16 protein-coding genes are annotated in these 19646 nt (G+C 56.5%); 7 read left to right on the forward strand and 9 right to left on the reverse strand.

Annotated features, from left to right (window positions below; translation table 11 throughout):
* Window positions 1-46: 46 nt before the first annotated feature.
* The 4 genes from LIG30_RS12555 to LIG30_RS12575 all read left to right on the forward strand — a co-directional run bounded on the left by LIG30_RS12555 (window position 47) and on the right by LIG30_RS12575 (window position 5715).
* On the forward strand, window positions 47-1192 hold the full coding sequence (locus LIG30_RS12555; RefSeq protein ID WP_038712598.1) for an FAD-dependent monooxygenase: 1146 nt from the start codon (window positions 47-49) through the stop codon (window positions 1190-1192).
* Between the two features lie 82 nt (window positions 1193-1274).
* Window positions 1275-3353, forward strand: a complete 2079-nt coding sequence (locus LIG30_RS25285) for an acetate--CoA ligase family protein (protein ID WP_083494012.1) — start codon at window positions 1275-1277, stop codon at window positions 3351-3353.
* Between the two features lie 270 nt (window positions 3354-3623).
* Window positions 3624-4682: a cupin domain-containing protein gene (locus LIG30_RS12570; RefSeq protein ID WP_038712600.1), complete on the forward strand. Its 1059-nt coding sequence runs from the start codon at window positions 3624-3626 to the stop codon at window positions 4680-4682.
* A gap of 106 nt (window positions 4683-4788) precedes the next feature.
* Entirely contained in the window at window positions 4789-5715 is a 927-nt protein-coding gene (locus LIG30_RS12575; RefSeq protein ID WP_038712602.1) for a VOC family protein, read from the forward strand.
* 366 nt (window positions 5716-6081) lie between these two features.
* On the opposite strand, the gene LIG30_RS25290 is transcribed toward LIG30_RS12575, so the two are convergent.
* The 6 genes from LIG30_RS25290 to LIG30_RS12595 form a co-directional block, all read right to left on the reverse strand.
* On the reverse strand, window positions 6082-7005 hold the full coding sequence (locus LIG30_RS25290; RefSeq protein ID WP_083494013.1) for a LysR family transcriptional regulator: 924 nt from the start codon (window positions 7003-7005) through the stop codon (window positions 6082-6084).
* Between the two features lie 358 nt (window positions 7006-7363).
* The gene (locus LIG30_RS12580) at window positions 7364-7663 is read right to left on the reverse strand and encodes an H-NS histone family protein (protein WP_038712603.1); all 300 of its coding nucleotides are present in this window, start codon (window positions 7661-7663) and stop codon (window positions 7364-7366) included.
* 239 nt (window positions 7664-7902) lie between these two features.
* Window positions 7903-9039 carry a methyl-accepting chemotaxis protein gene (locus LIG30_RS25295; protein ID WP_083494014.1) on the reverse strand — a complete coding sequence of 379 codons (1137 nt, stop codon included), beginning with the start codon at window positions 9037-9039 and terminating at the stop codon, window positions 7903-7905.
* A 333-nt stretch (window positions 9040-9372) separates the two neighbouring features.
* Entirely contained in the window at window positions 9373-9603 is a 231-nt protein-coding gene (locus tag LIG30_RS26260) for a hypothetical protein (protein ID WP_152986078.1), read from the reverse strand.
* Window positions 9604-9620: 17 nt separating this feature from the next.
* Entirely contained in the window at window positions 9621-10697 is a 1077-nt protein-coding gene (locus LIG30_RS12590; protein ID WP_038712606.1) for a porin, read from the reverse strand.
* 210 nt (window positions 10698-10907) lie between these two features.
* A complete protein-coding gene (locus LIG30_RS12595; protein WP_038712607.1) occupies window positions 10908-11822 on the reverse strand; it encodes a LysR family transcriptional regulator in 915 nt (304 codons plus the stop codon).
* Between the two features lie 150 nt (window positions 11823-11972).
* Here LIG30_RS12595 and LIG30_RS12600 point away from each other — a divergent pair, with 150 nt between their 5' ends.
* From LIG30_RS12600 to LIG30_RS12610, 3 genes are all read left to right on the forward strand, one after another.
* Window positions 11973-12998: a dihydrodipicolinate synthase family protein gene (locus tag LIG30_RS12600; protein WP_083494025.1), complete on the forward strand. Its 1026-nt coding sequence runs from the start codon at window positions 11973-11975 to the stop codon at window positions 12996-12998.
* Between the two features lie 45 nt (window positions 12999-13043).
* Window positions 13044-14582: an MFS transporter gene (locus tag LIG30_RS12605; protein WP_083494015.1), complete on the forward strand. Its 1539-nt coding sequence runs from the start codon at window positions 13044-13046 to the stop codon at window positions 14580-14582.
* A gap of 562 nt (window positions 14583-15144) precedes the next feature.
* Entirely contained in the window at window positions 15145-16101 is a 957-nt protein-coding gene (locus tag LIG30_RS12610; RefSeq protein WP_038712719.1) for a LysR family transcriptional regulator, read from the forward strand.
* Window positions 16102-16257: 156 nt separating this feature from the next.
* On the opposite strand, the gene LIG30_RS12615 is transcribed toward LIG30_RS12610, so the two are convergent.
* From LIG30_RS12615 to LIG30_RS12625, 3 genes are all read right to left on the reverse strand, one after another.
* Entirely contained in the window at window positions 16258-16572 is a 315-nt protein-coding gene (locus LIG30_RS12615; protein ID WP_038712610.1) for an NIPSNAP family protein, read from the reverse strand.
* Between the two features lie 281 nt (window positions 16573-16853).
* The gene (locus tag LIG30_RS12620; RefSeq protein ID WP_038712611.1) at window positions 16854-18374 is read right to left on the reverse strand and encodes an MFS transporter; all 1521 of its coding nucleotides are present in this window, start codon (window positions 18372-18374) and stop codon (window positions 16854-16856) included.
* Window positions 18364-19578 (reverse strand): HlyD family secretion protein, encoded by a 1215-nt coding sequence (locus tag LIG30_RS12625; RefSeq protein WP_038712612.1) that lies wholly within the window; start codon window positions 19576-19578, stop codon window positions 18364-18366. The genes LIG30_RS12620 and LIG30_RS12625 overlap by 11 nt, the downstream gene beginning before the upstream one ends.
* Window positions 19579-19646: the final 68 nt, after the last annotated feature.

A 19646-nucleotide genomic window follows, 5' to 3' on the forward strand; every position in this document is an offset into this window, starting at 1 on the left:
TGGGGTCGGCAATTATAAGATTTGTCTAATCAGAGGAGCGCGTCAAATGAAAATTCGAATTATTGGTGGTGGCCCGGCAGGTCTGTATTTTGCTTCATTAATGAAACGCCATGACCCGAGTCACGACATCATCATCTACGAGCGTAGTCCTCGTGATGCTACGTGGGGTTTCGGTGTCGTATTTTCTGACCGCGCCCTGGAGTTTCTGCGTGCAGATGACGAGGATATGTACCAGTACCTCACACCTCACATGCAGACCTGGCCGGATCTCACCATCGTACACAACGATACACGCATTCCGATTGCCGGTAATGGCTTCGCAGCAATCGGGCGCCTGGAAATGCTGACCCTCATGTATGAATTCGTCGAGAAACTGGGGGTGCAGATCAATTTCGAGACTGAAATCACCTCCCTTCAGGACGTCGGGGACGCTGACCTGATCGTGGCAAGCAATGGTGCCTTCTCCTGGATACGTACCGAGAACGAGGACAAGTTCGGATCAACCTATGATTGGCGTCCGAACCGCTTCATGTGGTATGGCACTAGTAAAACTTTCGACAGCCTGTCGTTGACCTTCCGCGAAACAGACGAAGGCGTTTTCTGCGCACACCACTATCGCTACAGTCCGACCATGAGCACGTTCCTGGTCGAGGTTGAGGAGGAGACGTGGAAACGGGCCGGCTTTGAGCACATGGATGCCGAAGACACCATCCTCTATTGCGAGAAGGTGTTCGCTAAAGATTTGGACGGTCATCGTATCATTTCCAACAATTCGTACTGGCGGCAGTTCCCGGCAATCTGGAACAGCCAGTGGAGTTTTGACAATGTCGTACTGGTCGGCGATGCACTGCGTACCGCACACTTTTCCATTGGTTCCGGTACCCGCCTCGCGATGGAGGATGCGGTAGCTCTTTTCAAGTCTTTCAACGAAAAGGGTAATAACGTCAAAGAGGCCCTGGCCTGTTACCAGGAGTTGCGCGAGCCGCCGATGAAAAAGATTTGGGATGCCGCCAATATCAGCCTGCGCTGGTACGAAAAGATGGACGAGCTAATGAAGCTCGCCCCTGTTGATTTTGCCTACAGCTACATGACCCGTACCGGGCGAGTCAATCACGCGGAAGTGCGCCGGCGCGATCCGAAATTGGCCGCCGAGTATGAACAGCTCCACCCGGAAATCGTGGCGAATACCTAAATCTCTGGTGTCGAAAGAGTGCGGGCGCAAGAATGCCTGCACTTTTTTCGCCGCTATCGACCGCACATAAATAGGAAGTCGTATGTTCAACAGATCGGGTCCATTCGAAACACGACGCAAAAACCTGGAGCGTCTCTTCGCACCAAAGTCCATTGCCGTCATCGGAGCCTCTTCCGATCCAGCGAAGGCTGGATCTCAGGCGCTGCAATCACTCAAAAATTTCCCTGGTCGCCTCGTAGCGGTTCATCCTCGCGAAAAAAATATCCAGGGTATCTCCTGCTACTCCAGCCTGACCGAGATTCCTGAGCCTGTAGACCTGGCCATACTTGCCATACCCGCTGAGCATTGCGTCACCGTTGCGGAAGAAGCAGCCGCATGTGGCGTTGGCGGCATTTTTATCATCTCGGGCGGGTTTGGAGAGACCGGTGAATCCGGTGCACGCTTGCAAGAGCGTTTGCAGGAAATTTGCCAGAGAACGGGTCTAAGGCTACTAGGGCCGAACACATCAGGGTTCATCAACCCCCATGTGAACTGCATGGCAAGTTTCGTCCCCGGCGCCAATCAATTGCGAAAAGGACAAATCGCGGTCGTCGCACAGTCGGGCGGGGTCAATCTTGCTATCAGTTTTCTCATTGACCGTCTGGGGCAAGGCGTATCGTTCGCGGCGGGCCTGGGTAACGCGGTCGACGTAGCCGCGGCGGATGTACTCGATTGGCTGGGCGACGATCCCAACACTGACGCAATTGCCCTCCACCTTGAAGGGGTTCCAAAGGGCAGGGAATTGTATGACACGTTGCGCCGAGTTACCGCCAAGAAACCTGTAGTTGCATTGGTGGCCGGCCGCTCGGATATTGGGGAGTTCGCCGTCTCCCACACCGGTAATTTGATGGGATCGCATAAGCGTACAGTCTCGAGCCTGACTCAAGCGGGTGCCGTCGTGGTCGATTCGACAGAGGCTTTGGCCCAAGGTGCAGCAATCCTCAAAGACGGGCGTCTTCCTCCCAAGGAGAAGGCTGGTTTTGCTCTCGTTACCGGCCAGGCCGGGCCGGGCCTCCTGATTGCCGATGGTCTAAAAAGCAATGGGCTTGAGCTGCCTCCCCTTGGACCCAACACGCTCTCAATTGTGAAAGACCTGCTTCCGCCACTGACCTTTATAAAGAATCCAGTCGATACAGGCCGGCCAGGGCCAACGTTCGCTGAAATCGTGGGGGTAGTGGCTCGAGATGAAGAAATTGATGCGGTCCTCGTTTTCGGTCTGCACGAACCATCAGTGCTTGATCCCGTGAAGGTACTCCCTCCAGTTGTGAAAACAGTTGGTAAACCCATTATTTTTGGAACGCTCGGGATTGCTGGCGATACCGACTTAACGAGAACCCAGTTGGCGGAGAAGGGGCTGCCGATGGTCGAAAGTCCAGAGCGTTTAGTCTGGGCTGCCTCCATCCTGGCAGCCGATGCGAAAGCTCGTTACCGGATAGAAAGGGAAGATGCGAAGCAAGTAGGCACAGAGAAGGGATATGCGAGGCTGCAAGGAAATTTCGATGAAGATCGAGCCAAGGCATTGCTGGCAGAATACGGAATCGCTACTCCTCAGCGCCGGTTGTGTGTCAATCGCGAAGAAGCAGTGTCAGCGTTCCATGAAATTGGAGGGGCGGTTGTGGTCAAGATTGCCTCTGCGGAGATCACGCACAAAACAGAGGCCGGTGGTGTCCATCTAAACATCGCCAATCTTGCGGACTTTAATAAAGCACTCGACGCTATCGAGCGTATCCCCACTCAGTCGCCAGCCGGCTTCCTCGTCGAGCAGATGGCGCCGCTTGGAGTTGAGTTGATTATTGGCGGTGTCCGTGATCCCTCCTGGGGACCGTGCGTAATGGTTGGCATCGGCGGTATCTTCACAGAAGCGCTAGCCGATACTGCGGTTCGCTTGGCACCGCTGTCGGCCAGCGATGTCAGCGAAATGCTGGACAGTCTGCAAGGACGCAAGCTCCTCGATGGTTTTCGTCACATGCCGGTAGTCAATCGTGTGGCCATCACGCAGGTAGCAACAGCAGTTAGCCGCCTTTTAGTCGAACACCCCGAAGTCCTGGAAATAGAGATCAATCCTCTTCGAGTTGATGATAAAGGCGCCCTTGCTCTGGATGCCTTGCTTGTTGTCGACTAAGTAAAATTAATTCTTGCGATATGTGTGCGTACCCTGTGGCGTACGCATGCAAATAATTGACCACATCCAACTCGATCCGTTAGTCGTCGGGTTGCCTCTCGATTTGCCTCAAAAAAGATTGAATTAAATGTTGCGGTATGGATCATTTTTAACCAGCCCGGTGCTTCCCGGCTGCCTTGACATATTCCCAACCTGTTTCCCTTGGGTGCCGGATCGTCAACAGGGAGCCGGTAGCAAGTGCCTGAAAATTTTCGTACAAAGGAGACACGTATGAATGACGAACTTGGTCGCATTGAAGATCTGCCGATCGATTACTACAACGGGCTTAAAAGCTCCAACCTGATGCCGCTCTGGCCGTCACTTCGTGCCGCGTTGCCTTACGGCCGGCCGGTCCATAATACCAAGCCGACCCTGTGGCGCTATGCTGATATCCGCCCACAGCTCATGCGTGCTGGCGAGCTGACTCCGATTGAGAAGGCTGAACGCAGGGTTCTCGTCTTGTGTAACCCCGGCCTCGGACTGGAAACCCTGCGGGCTACTCCAAGCATTTATATTGGCCTGCAACTCATTTTGCCTGGGGAGAGTGCTCCCTGTCATAAGCATTCCCCGTCAGCTGTACGCTTCGTCATCGAAGGTAAGGGGGGGTACACCGTTGTTCGTGGCGAGAGACTGCCCATGGAAAAGGGGGACCTTATCCTGACGCCACCGGGTCTTTGGCACGAGCATGGGCATGAGGGGAATGATCCTGTCGTTTGGCTTGATGCCCTTGACCTGCCTCTTGTTTATGGCATGGAAGCTTCCTACTGCACGGAGGGCAACTCACAGAAGATTACCGACCCCGAAAACACCTCGGTTGCCCGCTTCCGGCAAGGGGGCGTCGTGCCGTATTCCGCACTGGCCTTGCCACGCGAGACTTACCCCATGCTGCGTTTCCCGTGGCGCCAGGTGAAGCAGACTCTCTCCGAGTTGGCCGGTGTGACACCGAGAGACCAGTTGGTACATGTTGCGTACATTAATCCGGAAACCGGCCAGGAATGTCTGCCGACCTTGGGTTTCTCGGCCATTATGCTTCGCCCTGGAGAAGAGCGCCGACTGGTACGTCGCTCTGCGTCATCTGTTTTCCATGTCGTGGAAGGTGAAGGGGCTGCGTTGATTGATGGCATCGCCCATACCTTCTCTGAGTCGGACACCTTCGCGGCTCCGACGCATGCTGAAATTGTCCTCGCCAACCCGTCCAGTAGCTTGCCCGCGTACCTGTTTATGGCGGATGACGCACCGATGCACCGCAAGCTTGGCTTCTATGAAGAGTTTGTCGAATTAGATGCGTGAATTTTAAAAGTGCCGGCAACGCCATGCAGCCGTTATGTCTTGACGCGCAGAAACAAATCTGATGGTTTGGCATCATGCTCCATGAATAAAAAAGAGGAGATTGGCAATGATTCGTTCGCTTCATCACGTAGGCGTGACTGTCCCAAATCTTGAAGTGGGGCGCGCCTTCTACGAAATTTTTGGTCTCGATCATTTTGCTTCGGGCAATGATCTGGTTTTTCGCTGCGCTGATCGTGCCAACGACCAGATTCGTCTGATTGAGGGATCTAAAAAGAAGCTGACCTATATATCGTTTGGTACCAATGCAGAAGGTATGAAGGTTGCCAAAGGAAATCTTGGTCGATCAGGTGTGACAGTGATGGATTCACCCTTTCCCGGTGTAGAAGATGGAATTTGGTTCCAGGACCCGGACGGCCTTTGGGTTAATTTGCGTGAAGCTGAGCCGGCTCCATCGCTGCGTCAGGCTGCACGTGAGGTTAATGCACCAGGTCATTATCGTCGTCAACTAGACCGCGTCTTTGGGGCCGGTATGGCGGTTCAGAGGGTACGGCCTCGTCGCCTTGGACACTTAATCAAATTCACGCCGGATGTGCGCAGATCGGTTGACTTTTATACTCGTTTGCTTGGCATGAAAGAGTCTGACCGGTCTCGAGATATTATTTCATTTTTGCGTTGTTCTAATGGTGGCGACCACCATACCCTGGCTTTTGCGAAAAGCAGCCACGTGGGTTTTCATCATCTAAGCTTTGAAGTGGACGGCATTGATGAGATTGAGCTTGGTGCGCGCACGCTGATCGAAGCTGGGTATAAGGATTGTTTTGGTCTTGGTCGTCATGTCGCTGGTTCGAATTTTTTCCATTATATTCGAGATCCGTGGAATAGCTTGGTAGAAATGTTCTGGGATATGGACATGATTCCGGAGGATGATAGCGGTTGGGAAATCCTTGACGGTGACCCGGAAGACGTAACTGCTGTGTGGGCCAAAGCACCCCCACCGGAAGATTTTGTGGTCAACTTTGAGACAATGGATTGAGGAAAAAACTGATCGGCTCTAAAACATTGCTGAAATACCCCTCGGCGGCGATCAAATTTTCTTCTCCCGCTCGCCGAGCGGGTACGATATTCAGATAGACAGGCATTTGGGCTCCGTTTCAGAAAATTTCGATGGTTCGAGATGGGCTTTTGCGTGAATTCATTTTTTTATGGCACCGCGGGACGCACTGCTCCTGGCGAACCCATACACACGAGGTTGTCGGCGGCAATATTCAGCGCGAGCCGCTGGTCGACTCGCGAGCCCGCGCAGCATCCGTCCTGACCTACCCTGGAATTTTCGGAAATTTTCTCCCCGGAGGTTGCTCGGCCGGCATTGACTGGCTTGTAGATTACGTCCGGGGAGGCGTTATGCAGGGCGGGGGGCGTTCACGGTCTGAAAGTGCTGTGCAACAAGTTCTCGCAACCAGAGATTAGACGGGTCGCGGTGAAACTTCGAATGCCAGAACAGACTGATATCTATTGCCGGGAGCTCCACCGGGTGCGGGATATACCGCAGATTGAAGTGTTTCACACTCCTTCTCGCGAAAGTCTCTGGCACTGTCGCTATCAGATCTGAAGATTCCAAGATATCCGCCAGGGCCACGAAGTGCGGGACGCGTAGTCGAATCCGACGATGAATTCCGGCGCGTTCTATCAGTTCGTCGGCTCGACCATGTCCCGTTCCTGCCGAAATGACCACCGCATGGTCTGCTGAAGTGAAGTCGTCCAGTAATGGATGCTCCCGGTCCATGGCGTGCCCTTTGCGAAACAGGCAGACATAGCGTTGGGAGAAGAGCGTGCGACGATGAAAATCTGTCGCGAGTCCTGGGATGTGGCCGAGGGCTAGATCGACTTTGCCTTCTTCCATTTCGAATCTCAAATTGACTGCCGTGCTGCGTACAGTGCTAACAGTTACGCCAGGAGCAACAGTGGCTAGTTTCTGCGTTAATGGTGGAAGAAAATTGAATTCACCAATATCGGTCATCGCGAAGGTGAACTGACGAGTGCTCGTGGCGGCATCAAAATCTAGTGGCCGCGAAAGACTCTCCGAAATCATCGCGAGTGCATTAGTAATTGGCACCGCTAGTTGGTCAGCCAAAGGGGTTGGTCGCATCCCGCGAGGCGTGCGAAGAAACAATTCATCGCTCAGCAAGCGGCGCAATCGTTTAAGGGCACTGCTGACAGCCGGTTGTGATAGGCCGAGATTCTCAGCCGCCAGCGAAACTTTGCGGTCTTCATAAAGCTGCGCGAAAACCGTCAGCAGGTTGAGGTCGAGGTCCCTTGGATTCATGGCATGCCTTCCATCAATGCGTTTAGTGCTGCCCGTCTCACCGTGCGCCGAGGGACTCCCGACTTGTCTTCGGTAAAATCCCGGGATCTGGAGAGCATTTGTCGCCGCCTTTTTTGGCATCGGCACAATCGCCCGGGTTAGCGCTAGGGCCGCAGGAGTTGCGACGACTTCCGTTGCCCCGCGATCCACTTCGGATTGCTGTCGCACTACACAGTCCTTACGTTCCATTCCTTTTAAGGCCCCTGGACTTGCGCCTGCATGGCCGGACACGCGGTCACGCGGGGTTGGAGGCGGCCTCGCAGTGTTGGTTGACGGTGAACCCTTCTTTCGGTGCACTAGTGAGCGTGATTGAAGGAAACTATTCCTGAATCAGGAATCGATTGCGATTCTTGGCATCCTTGATCCATGCCGGCGCGCGCCCGCGGCCCGACCAGGTCGCGCCAGTCTTGGGATCTCGGTACTTCGCCTCAACCGGTGCCGGTGCCTTCTTTGCAGGTCTGCCTCGTCGAGCGCCGAAGATGTCTTTCTCGGTAATACCGTACTCGGCGACCTTGGCGCGGATGTCGTCGACGATAGCTTGGAATTCTGCCAAGCGGGCAGCTTCGGTTTTCGCGGCGAGTGCGTCCATTTGAGCTTTCAATTCCTTGTAAGTCGCCATGTATTCCTCCTCTGGTGGTGTTGCACACATGATAGCGGTTTCGACTTAAGAGAAGGAGCGAATCGAGACGTGTCTTCTACTCAATCGATGGCTCTCCCCGCCGTGCGCGCATCCATACAGGAAGCTTGGTGCTGGCCACTTTCGGTTGGGGATTTCGGTGGGGGCGACCGGTCGGCTCGACAACGTCCAGCGGAACGAGAACCGCGCGTAGCAGTGCTCCGACTGTACGGCGGTTCTCCTCATTCCGACGCCGAAAGAGTGAAGACATCTACAACCTGACCCACCTGGTGCATTTGGTCGGAAAGCGACTGGGTTGCGGCTGCGGCCTGTTCGACCAGTGCGGCATTTTGTTGGGTTGCGTCGTCTATCTGTGACACGGCCAGGTCGATGCGCTGGACGCCGTCTCTCTGTGCTTCGCATTCGGCCGAGATTTCGCCGACGACACCCGCCACTTGCGTCATTTTTCGTTGTACTTCATTGATTGCGCGACCCGCATCGGCAGCCCGTTCGGCACTTGCCTCAATGGCCGCAGTCGTCGTTTGGATGAGCGTTTCAATTTCCTTGGCCGCCACCGAGGTCCGTTGAGCCAGCGTACGAACTTCGCCGGCAACAACCGTGAAACCACGCCCTCGCTCGCCGGCGCGCGCTGATTCGACTGCTGCGTTCAAAGCGAGAATGTTCGTTTGGAATGCGATGCCCTCTATCACTGTGATGATTTCGCAGATCCTTGCCGCGCTTCGCCTCATATCACCCATGCTGATCACTAGCGCCTGAACCGTGTTGTTTCCGGAGTCGGCCGTGTGGGTCGCGGACTCGGCCAGCGTGTGGGCGTGACGGGCGTGAGATGCATTCTGGGACACTGCGTCTGTTATCCGTCGGACATTCGCTGCAGTTTCCTCGAGCGAGGCGGCTTGTTTTTCTGTTCGCGAGGAAAGGTCGGTATTTCCGGCCGCAATCTGTTGTGTTGCAACACTGGCAGTTGCCACCGATAGTTGAACTGTCCGAATCGCTTCATCAATCCGGCGCATGAAGCGATCGAACTCCATTGCGCATTTTCCGAACTCATCCGGACGCGGGCTTGCTGATCGCTTTGACAAATCCAGCGTATCTGCAACCTCGGAAAATTTTCGCTGCTGGCGGCGCAATCCCCCGCACACAAGGCTATGCAGGTGTCGTCCGCCAAAGACGGATGTGGTGCAACCCACAAGGGCACCGAGCAAGATCACCCATGGAAGTACGGCCCTGCCATGCGGAGACACGGTGCCCCCTACGCCGACGCCCATTGCGCCGGCGATACTCACCGTGATCAAGGATGCGACGAGCACCCCATGGAGGCATACCATCTTCCGGCTGATTGTCGCGGTGATTTTTTTCATTTCGGTCGACGTAAATCGTTGGTGCGGCCCGGACAATGCATGTAAGCCCCGTGCGGGTGCCTACGCGTAGCCAGTAGCAATCCGTAATGTCAGAATATTGGGGGAGGCGACGTGCAGGCAAGCGCGATCGCCTGGTTGTGTGATCGTGCGCCGTAAGAGACGTGAACCCGAGGCATGGCCTGGCAGAATCGGTGAATGACTTTGGCGTATTGGTACGATTCTTTGAGTGGAGTGGCATTTGAAAAGCATGGGCGGCGACCGATGTTCGGGAATACCGGCAATCGGTCGTCGCGCCGATGCGTCACTGCCACTAAAGAACTGCGGACCTATCGGTCACTCTGCCGCACCGCTTGCACCCGGAATGGACGCTGCGCTTGCGGGCTTGACCTTCTTCGGTTTCTTGGGGCGGGGAACCGGCTGATTTGCCGATGCGGCCGGATTTTCTGCGCCAAGGCCGTGTCGATACCCGGATGGATTAACCACGGTCGGCGTCGGTTCTTTCTCCGCGTGTGCGGAGAGGCTTGTTGCACATGCGGCAATGAGAAATGCGAGTTTGCGCTTCATGATGTTGTGATGCTCCGTCAGAACGAGTGGTGAATGCCGGCAAGAACGGCAACCTGCTTGTTGGTCGAGGATGGGCCGAACCCGTTAAGTACCGCGACCGTTCCATTCCCCGATGCCTTCTGGTACAAGACGGTCGCGTACAACTGGGTGCTCTTGGAAAGCAGGTAAATGTTGTTCAGGCCGAACAGGTTCCACTTGTGCGGGCCAATCTTGGAATAGGTCGTCGTGGCATTGATGAAATCGAACGGACTAAGCTGGTAGTTCAGCCCGGCGTCGATGTTGTTCATGCTATCGGTTCGGCCGTGCGCCGTGATCTTCGTCTGCGTAAAGAGGGTGTATACCTGAGCGCTGGTGAAGCGATACGTTCCGCCCACACCCCAGTTTTGTACCTTGTCTGTCGCGTAGAGAGACGTTGAGGTGACCGGCACGCCATTGAACGACGAAACGCCGAAGGCGTTTGCAAGGTTAAGGGATCGGTTGTGCTCGTTCGAATACGCGGCGCCGACCTCGACGGGACCGTTGATGTAGTTGACGCCAAAGCTATAGTTGCTGCCCGTCGAAAACTGACCGGGAACATTGGAAAAACCAAACATGGCGCCGACGCTGAGGCCACCGAACGACAGCGATCGGAACTTCACCGAATTGTCGAACTGGAATGTGTCGGCCAGATCGTCCAGATTTCCCGGGTGGAACGCGTAAAAGCTGTCAAAGAGGAACCCGGCACTGTAAAGATCGAGAATGTCTTCGCTGAAATTCTGCTGGTGTCCGAAGGTCACGTAGCCAACGGGTGTTCCGACGCCGACGAAGGCCTGGCGGTTGAAGATTGTGCCGCTCGAGATCAGTGCTCCCGTTAGCGGCGAGAAGCCCGTTTCAAGCTGGAAAATTGCCTTGTACCCGCCACCGAGGTCCTCGACGCCCTTGAATCCAAAGCGGTCCGGCTGGAGGTTGCTTTTCTCCGCGAGAACTGTGCTGCTTCCACGCACATTGTTCAGATAGGCAACGCCAGCGTCGAGCGAGCCGTACAGGGTAACGGTGCTCTGCGCATGTGAAAGCGAAGCGAAGAAAAGAAAAGATAAGGCGGCTCGCTTCTTCATCGAAAAAGGTCTCCATGATATGTCTTATGTTCTGCTGATCGCCTGATGCGCCGGTGAAGACCGAACGACAAGCTACGCCGAGAGTACACATGAAGACCGTTCGAACCCATAAATGGCACGTGATACTTTGCTATCAACCTCCTTTATAGCGTCGCCATCGACAAGGGTGGCGGACCGCCGATCGGGTGAGAATCGATTGGATGCGCATCGTCAGGGATTCCGCGACCCAGGTGGCGCAGAGCAATGGCGCCGTATGAGCTCACGGAACCATTTGTTCGCGGGATCCTTGTGATATCGGTCGTGCCAGTACATGCAGATCGGCGCGTTTTCGATGACGTAGGGACTTTCCCTCAGGACCAGTGGGTAGGTTTCGGCGACGGCGGTGGCAATTGTTTCAGGGGCGAGCCAAACGAGATCCGAACGGGAGACGATGTGCGCGGCGGACATGAATTGGGGAAGTCTGAGCTTGATCCGAGGCCGTGCCCCACTGTCAATCAGCGCCCGCTCAAAGATCAGGTGTTCGCTTCCCTCATATTCGACGAGCACGAATTCGAGGCGCTCCAGTGCTTGGGATGTCAAGTCCCGGGATGCGGCCGGATGGGCGTGGCGCATGACGAGAACGTGCCGTTGCTCAAATAGCTGGACACGATGAAGGTCTGTCTGGAGCGCGGGAAGATGTCCGATCGCGAGGTCTATGCGCCCCTTGGCGAGACCGGCCAGCGTCTCCTCATGCGGCAAAAATGTCGACCGCAGGCGAACCAGTGGCGCTTCCTCGCGGAGGCCATCCAGGATGGCCGGAAAGCAAACAACTTCGCCGACGTCACGGGTCCTGACCGTGAATGTTCGCTTCTCCGTGAGCGGCTCGAACACATCGGACTCCGTGCCGGTCTGACGAATTGCATCGAGCGCATCGAGCAGCTGGGATGAAATGGAAACGGCGAACGGCGTCGGATCCATCACCCGGCCGACGAGCGTGAACAATTTGTCGTTGTACTGCATCCTGAGGCGCTTCAGAGAGTTGCTGACGCCGGCCTGGGTCACGCCCAACGACTCAGCGGCCCCTGAGACGGAGCGGTATTTCCACATCGCTTCGAACACAAAAAGCAAATTCAGGTCTCTGAGCACTTCATTCTCCGTGATGCAAAGGTATCACCCACATTGTCTCGATTCCGCTTCCGTCTGGAAACATACTTGGCACATTGGTTGGCGCGCAAGGTTGCGGGAAGCGATCTCCTCGCTGCTGCGGCGACTGCTGAGATAACTGACGGAGACCTGATGAATTACGAATTGAATCGCCGTTTCCATGTGGCACTGGTGCTGCCGCTCGACCAGAGCGGCAAGCCTGACGAAGAGGGTATCCGGCGCCTTGTCCGCTACTTTTGTAAGAGTCCCGGATTTGCGGAGCGTGGTGGCTTAGTCGCCAACGCGGAAGCCGGCGACGTCTTTTACCTGACCAGGGCCGAGAAGCGACGTGTACTGGAGGTCGTGCTCGAAGAAGCAGGCGGTCAAGTGCCGGTTCTCGCAGGAACGTTTGGATGGACCACTTCAGAGTGCGTCAAAGTCGCGCGGGATGCGAAGGCTGTCGGGGCAAGCGGGATTTTTGCGATCCCGCCTGGTGGCGCAATGGACGTGACGACGAGTTGGGATCCTGTTCGCTACCCGGAAGTGTGGCTTGACCAGATTCGCTTGCAGGATCGCGCCGTGGATCTGCCGATTTTCACGCATCCTGTTGCTGCTCCGTCCAGCAAGTACGGTATCGGTTTGCCATTGGAAGCGACGCTGGCGATCTGCCGAGAAGTGCCGAACGTGGTCGGCTGGAAAATGACCTACAACTACGAGGGTTATCGAGCGATTACCCTTGGCCTCAGAAAGCGGGCACCGCACGTCGCAGTGCTAGGCGCAGCGGCACAGAATTTTCACGAAAATCTTGCGACCGGGGCACTTGATGGCACGATCTCCGGCTCTTGGTGTTATGCCTATGAGGCAATGGCTGAGCACATCCACGCGTGGGAGAACAATGACGTAGTGGCTGCGACGGCAATCTGGGATCGAGGTCTCAGGGATCTGCATGATTACATCTATTCGGAGTGGGGACGGCTTCACATCCGGTACAAGATTGCGTCCTGGCTTCGCGGTTTGGTCGATTCGCCTCTGATGACCGCGCCGATGCCGCTGCCCCGTGACGAAGAGGTCGAAGCAATTCAGTGCCGCTTGAACGCCATCGGCGTCGAGACCCTGTCACTCAAGGACGCCGCTGCTCAGCTCGTGAGTTTGCGAAACAGCGTCGCAAGCCGCCTATGACATAAAAACACGGCGTGACGTGGCGCTGCTTGTCGTCGCTTGGTAATGAAAGACATCTGCAAGCGCCACTACCTGGTTGTGCGCCGGGAGACGCGATGGACCATCGCGTCTGTCGTGCGTCCCGCGAGTTTCCAGTATCCGAGTGTGGCCAGTACCGAAGTACCGCCTCACTCAAACAGCGAAATGTCTATGCGCATCGAAAAAGCTGAACTTTCAGGCACCGCCAACTCAGGCGCCGAAGCATTGGTGTCGAGGCTCGAAAGAATACCTACATCCTTCTGGCACGTTCGCACGCGAATCATCGTCGGGATCGCAACGTTTTTCGATGCTTTCGATATCCTGGCGATTGCATTTGTCTTGCCGGCACTTATTCGGGAATGGCATCTGACCACGCAGCAGGCCGGATTTCTCATTTCGGCCGGGTTCGCGGGGCAGTTTGCCGGAGCATTCATCCTGGGTGCGCTGGCGGAGCGAATCGGTCGGATTCCGACGGTGACGATCAGTGTGGCCTTGTTTTCCGTGGCGAGCCTTTTTTGTGCCGCGACCAACAGCGTAGTGATGCTCATGGTGTTTAGAGCGATCCAGGGAGTCGGGCTGGGAGGCGAAGTTCCGATTGCGGCTACGTACATCAACGAGCTGACCAAGTCGCATAAACGGGGTCGCTTTATCCTCTTGTATGAAGTCATTTTCCCGGTTGGACTGGTATTTGCCGGGCTCGTCGGTTCGTGGCTTGTTCCGACGCTCGGTTGGCGATACATGTTCATCATCGGCGGCTTGCCCGCGATATTGGCTGTCTTCCTGACCCGGCTGCTTCCGGAGTCGCCGCGCTGGTTGATCAGAAAGGGCGAGGTGGATCGCGCAAGGGCCGTGATCGAACTGATCGAGCGCGCGTCGCATGGCGGCGTCAGCGACACGCCGCCACAAGATCCAGGCCTGGCTCACATTCATCCGCGCACCACGACGGATGTATCGAGAAGCGGATTCGGCGAACTATTTTCGTCTTTCTATATTGGCCGCACGGTCGTCGTATGGCTTCTATGGTTCTGTTCTGCGTTTGTTGTGTACGGGCTTGTCAGCTGGCTTCCCACAATCTATAGCTCAGTGTTCGGCGTTCCGATCAAGGAAGCGCTACGGTTCAGCCTGATCACAAACGTCGCGGGGCTCGTCGGGACGGTCGCGTGCGCTCTTCTCATCGATGTTGTGGGGCGCAAGGTATGGTTCATCGGTGCGTTCGGATGTGCTGCCGCGGTGCTCGCGTCGTTGTCGGCATATTCGACCAACATCGCAGTGATCGTCGCGCTGGCATCCGTGAGCTATTTCTTCGCCAACACGACTGCGTTGGCGCTGTATGTCTATACACCAGAGTGTTATCCGACTCGCATCCGCGCATTTGGAACCAGTGTTGGCACGGCGTGGCAGCGGGTGGCGGCAATCGTTGGCCCGCTACTCGTAGGTGGATTGATGACGGGACACCATATTGGGCGTGTATTCGCACTGTATTGCCTGGTCGCTGCCGTAGGGACGATCGTATCCTTCAAGATAACGGAGACGTCCAACAAGACGCTGGAAGATATCTCGCCTTGAGCTTTGTTTGCCAACGCCGTGTCGTCAATTTGCGGGACGCCGTCTCGGTGCGTCCAGAGCGCGTTGAGGGACGGAGACGGCGGATTTTGACGGCCGCGTGGCGAATCGAGTCCGACCGTTCCGTAGCGAGTCGACCGTCAGGGGGCTGCGACACGTCTGGTTGACCGTTCGATATCAATCGTCACCTATGGCATGATCCAGCAATCAAGCAACCGCCTTTCCTCCGAACGGAGGGGGCGGAATCGCACTGCCCCCGACCGCCGAAGCGTCACTGCCGGCGCCCATCGGCGAGATACTCCCGCTGGCCAGCGTCGAACTCGCGAAGGACGAGCCTTGCGCGAACATCCCGTGCCATTTTTGAGCGTGGGAGCCCCCGCATGCGCGATCACAATCGAGGCTCACTGGTGAATAGCGTTAACGCCAAGTGATCGCGTGACCCAAGAGAAGTATAAATAGCGCTTATGCGGGAAAGTGGCCACACCACATGTTGCCCTTCGCCTCTTTGGCGGATTCCTGCGCTTACTCACGAGTCGATGTGACGCCGTGTTCAGTCGGGGGGAGTGTGAAAGATCTGAATTTGCTCTACGTGTTCGAAGCGCTGTGGCGAGATCGCTCGGTGACGGTCGCATCGGAAAGCCTGGGCGTGACACAGGCTGCGGTCAGCAGCGCATTGAAGCGAATGCGGGACGCATATGGTGACAAACTGTTCATGCTTGTCGGTCGCAGAATGGAGCCGACCCCATTGGCGACCAACATCGCGCCATCGCTTATTGAGTCGCTGAATCTGGTACGGGGAACGACGGGTACGCCACCGCCGTTTTGCCCGGCCAGCGCACGCAGGACGTTCACGATCAGGACGCGCGATATCGGGGAGGTGACGTTTCTGCCGACGCTGCACCGAGAGCTGAAGATGCGTGCGCCCAATTCGTCACTGCACACCGTGTTTGTGCCAATCGAGGAAACGGTGGCAGGGTTGGCGTCCGGCCGGATAGACGTCGCGCTAGGGTATCTTCCTTCTCTGGAGCAGGACATTCACCGAAAGGCGTTGTTTACCCAGCGCTATGTCTGCGTGATGCGAAAAGGGCACCCACTCGATGGGCGAGATGTCGACAGAGAGACGTTTCTGGCCCAGGAGCACCTCCTCGTCGAGTATAGCGGCAGCGGCCACCGGATACTCGAGCGTACCCTTATCGAGGCAGGTGCCCGAGAGCGGATCAGGATCAGAACGCCGCAGTACCTTGCTGCTCCGCACTGCCTGCTGGGCTCGGACCTGGTTTGGATTGCCCCGGAGGTTCTGGCTATTGCGCTTAGCCGATACTATCCGCTGACTTACACCCCGGAACCCCTCGGGATGGAGCCATTTGAAATTGCTCTGTACTGGCATGATCGATACCACAAAGAGCCGGCAAGCATGTGGTTTCGCCATCTCCTCAATGAGTTATTCCACAAGGCGACCAACGAAACGATCCTCGGTGCCGGATCGGCGCGTCGAGAGACCGCGCAGACTGAAGGGGTGTGAGGTCACTTCGTACTATCGGAATGACAACGGGCGGTCCGCTGTCGCATGACTCGCCGGGTCGCGCATGCGCGAGCGCCGGCCGAAAGGACCGGCCACCCGTGATAACGTCGGCTGGGCTGAGCATCCGGATGGCGCGCGGCCGGCCCAGCATGCCTGTTAATTGATTGGCGAGAATGAAGCCGGTGTCAGGAGTTCATTGCGCTGCTCGACAATCAGCGGACCGATCTTCGCAAGAAGCGCTTTCCATTCGGGCATGGCGGAGAGTCGGGCGCGTCTTTCCTGACGATCTTCAAAAGATGCGAACTTCCAAAGCTGCACGATGCGATTGAGTTCGCCGACCTCCGAATAGAAATATCCAATGAGTTCGCCAAGGGCCGCTTTCTGGATCTGCAGACCTTCAGCCTCGTAGGTCTTGACGAATTCGTGCAATGCGCCGGGTTTGAGTTGATAAATTCGTTGTTCAATGATCATGGTGATGTGACTTCGTTAGTGCCTGAGGCTTTTGCGATTTGAACGTCTGAGCGTCCGAAGTGTGCCGCCCTCCGTTGTCACGGTGGACCGGAAGCGCGGCGATCGGAGCCCATTCTTTTCCGAACCGAGGAAAGACTCCATGCGTGCGCGGTGATACCAATGTATCAATTTGATTTATGTGCGAGGCGGCGAGCCGGTGCCCGGTGAGAGGGGCGGTGCCGCGTGCGTAAGATGCGGGTTCGATCGGGCAGGACACGGCGTCGTCCCGGATATTCATCTCATCACCGGAAAACGCGCTGTGCCGACGACACAATGATCGCCAGCACGCCAATCCACGATATCAGCCAGAAATACTCGACATATGCCATCAAGTTGGACTGGCGAGCGGTTTCCTGTGCGTAGTACGCCATGGCGATCTTTGACGATGTGGCGGGTTCATGCGTGAAGGCGAGGAATCGGCTCAAGTGCTGCAAAGCCTGCGTAAAAACGGGATCCGCGTCCTGAAGCCTCATATTGAGCTGGCTGTAGTGTACGGTGCTGCGCCATTGCGAAAAGACCGTGGCCAGCGCTACGCCCATTGCGCTCGCGACCTGAGCCGCCATGTTCTTGACCTGCTGCGCGTGAGAAAACAATACCTCGTCGCTTCCGACATCCTGGAACGTCTGCATGGCCGTCGTTGCCAGGACGAGCATGGTGAAGCACCCATTGAGCGCGAGCGCAGGCAAGACATGTGTCCGCATGTCCGCGTTGGGCGTGAGCGAGGAAAGCTGCCAGCCGACGGTGGCAAGTGCGAGAAACCCAAGAACAAGGAATTTCTTGGGCGCGGGATATTTGGGAACAATCCGGGACATCACGAGCCAGGTGACGAGCGACGCCAGAAGGGCTAGCGACTGGTAACGGCCTATGGTTTGCCAGGAGAAACCCAGCCCGGTTTGCATGAAGGACGGCAGGATATAGTTGTTCGCGCCGACGAGCAGGTAGCAGAAGCAAAACAAGAGTACGCCGTAGCTGTAGCGGGGTGCCAGGAGTTCGCGGATCTTCAGCAGCGGGCGTTCATCGCTGAGTTCGATGGAAAAGTAGATATAAACCGACAGCGCCGCCAGCAGTGCAAACGCGACAAGCACGAATGTACTCGTGTAAAACTCGTAGTACGACCGTTGCAAGCTGTAGAGTAAAGCGAACGAGCTCATGCTGAGCAGCAGTACTCTGCCCGCGGTCGTACGTGTACGTCCTTCTTCGGGAACCCGCGTGGCTGGAAGGAACGTAATCGCGAGCGCCCCGGCCAGAATCGAAATTGCGACGAGTGCCCAAAAAATCGATTGCCAGGTATCGTAAGTGACCGCGAGCGATGAAATGAGGGGGGCCGCAGCGGTTCCTGAGGCAAGGCCAACGGCGAAGACTTTGACGCCGACGAACCGGCCCGGACCAGGCGGAATCATGTTGACCATCACGCGTGAGCTGGTCAGGAACGATGCACCGCCCATTGCCATGACGACGCGTCCAAGTGCGAACGATTCCATTTGGCTGCTCGTTCCGCATATCAACGCGCCGGCAACATAGATTGCAATCGACCCGACGATATAGCTGCGCCACCCGACCCGTTCGACGAGCCAGCGCTGGACCGAGATGGCCACTACTGCGACGCAAGCGTAAAGCGAAGCGATGAAGCTGTATTCCTCCGGACTCGCCGAGATCTCGTTTCGAATGGGGACTGACGCGAATGCGAGCATTCCCGTTTCGAGAAATTCCAGTGCGCACAACAAGCAGACCGTACAAAGCAGCGCTGCGTGCTTACGATGCATCACGCATCTCCTGCCGCATTGCAGGCGCGTTCGAGGAACGGGGGCTGCCGCCTTCGTTCTTCCGGATGATCGTGTCCACCACGTCGTTGGCGTTCTTTAGCTCAGCATCGAATACGCGGGTTTCATAAGCTGAAGGCGTCGACGTGCCGCGTCGAAGGACGGACCCGCTGCGATCGTGAGTGTCGACGATGACACGCATCGACAGTCCAATTCGGAGCGGATGGGGGGCGATTTCGCGCGGATCCAGTGTAATTCGCACCGGAACGCGTTGCGTCACCTTGATCCAGTTGCCGGTTGCGTTTTGAGGGGGCAACAAGGCAAATGCGCTTCCGGTTCCTGCATCCACGCCGACTATTTTCCCGTGATACGTGACATCGCCGCCATAGGCATCCGCCGTCAGCTCAACGGGCTGGCCGATGCGCAAATCTTCCAGCTGAGATTCCTTGAAATTTGCCGTGACCCACAGCGCATCGAGCGGAACGACGGACATGAGCGAGGATCCCGGGCTGATGCGTTCGCCAACCTGAGCGCTTCGCTTCGTGACGGTGCCCGATACGGGGGCGAGAATCTGCGTCCGAACGCGTGCGATGTATGCGTCGCGCACATTCGCAGCAGCCGACAGAACGTCGGGATTGGTACGTAGTGTCGTGCCGTCGACGACAGCTTGTCGCTGAGCGAGTGCTTGCCGGGATGCCTCGAGTGCGGCTTGAGCGTTTCTGTAAGCATCCTGAGCATGACTGATTTCCTCGCGCGACACGGCGCCTTCTGGCAAGGCCAGTGTTCGCCGGCCGAGATCGGCTTTCGCTTTTTCGACATCATTGCGCCGCTGATCGACTTCGGCCTGAAGTTGATCTGCATCGTGATACTGGCCGCGTGCGGCGCGCGTCGCTTTGGCGAGGGCCGCCGACGCGCGTTCGAACTGGACTTCCTGATCCACGGGATTCAGCCGGACAAGCACTGAACCCGATTCGATATGGTCAGTATCGTCTGCCAGGATCGCGATGACGGTTCCGCTGATTTGTGACGTGACTTGTACCGCGTTCCCGTCAACATACGCATCCTCCGTTCGTTCCGTATGAATCTGGAAAACATATCGGATTGCCGCCGCAACGAGCAGAAGGAGAACGATTGCGAGCAGAATATAGTCCCGCATCCGCCCGCTCGTGGGAGGTCTGGATTGCGTTGAAGAGGAGACGGTACCCATGATGATTTAAGCCAATGCTCTTTCGTCAGAACAAGCCCGGTGCAATTGCCTCGCCATGGTGGCGAGGC

Origin of the sequence: Burkholderia sp. lig30, from assembly GCF_000687455.2 — a bacterium.
Classification (GTDB): Bacteria; Pseudomonadota; Gammaproteobacteria; order Burkholderiales; family Burkholderiaceae; genus Burkholderia.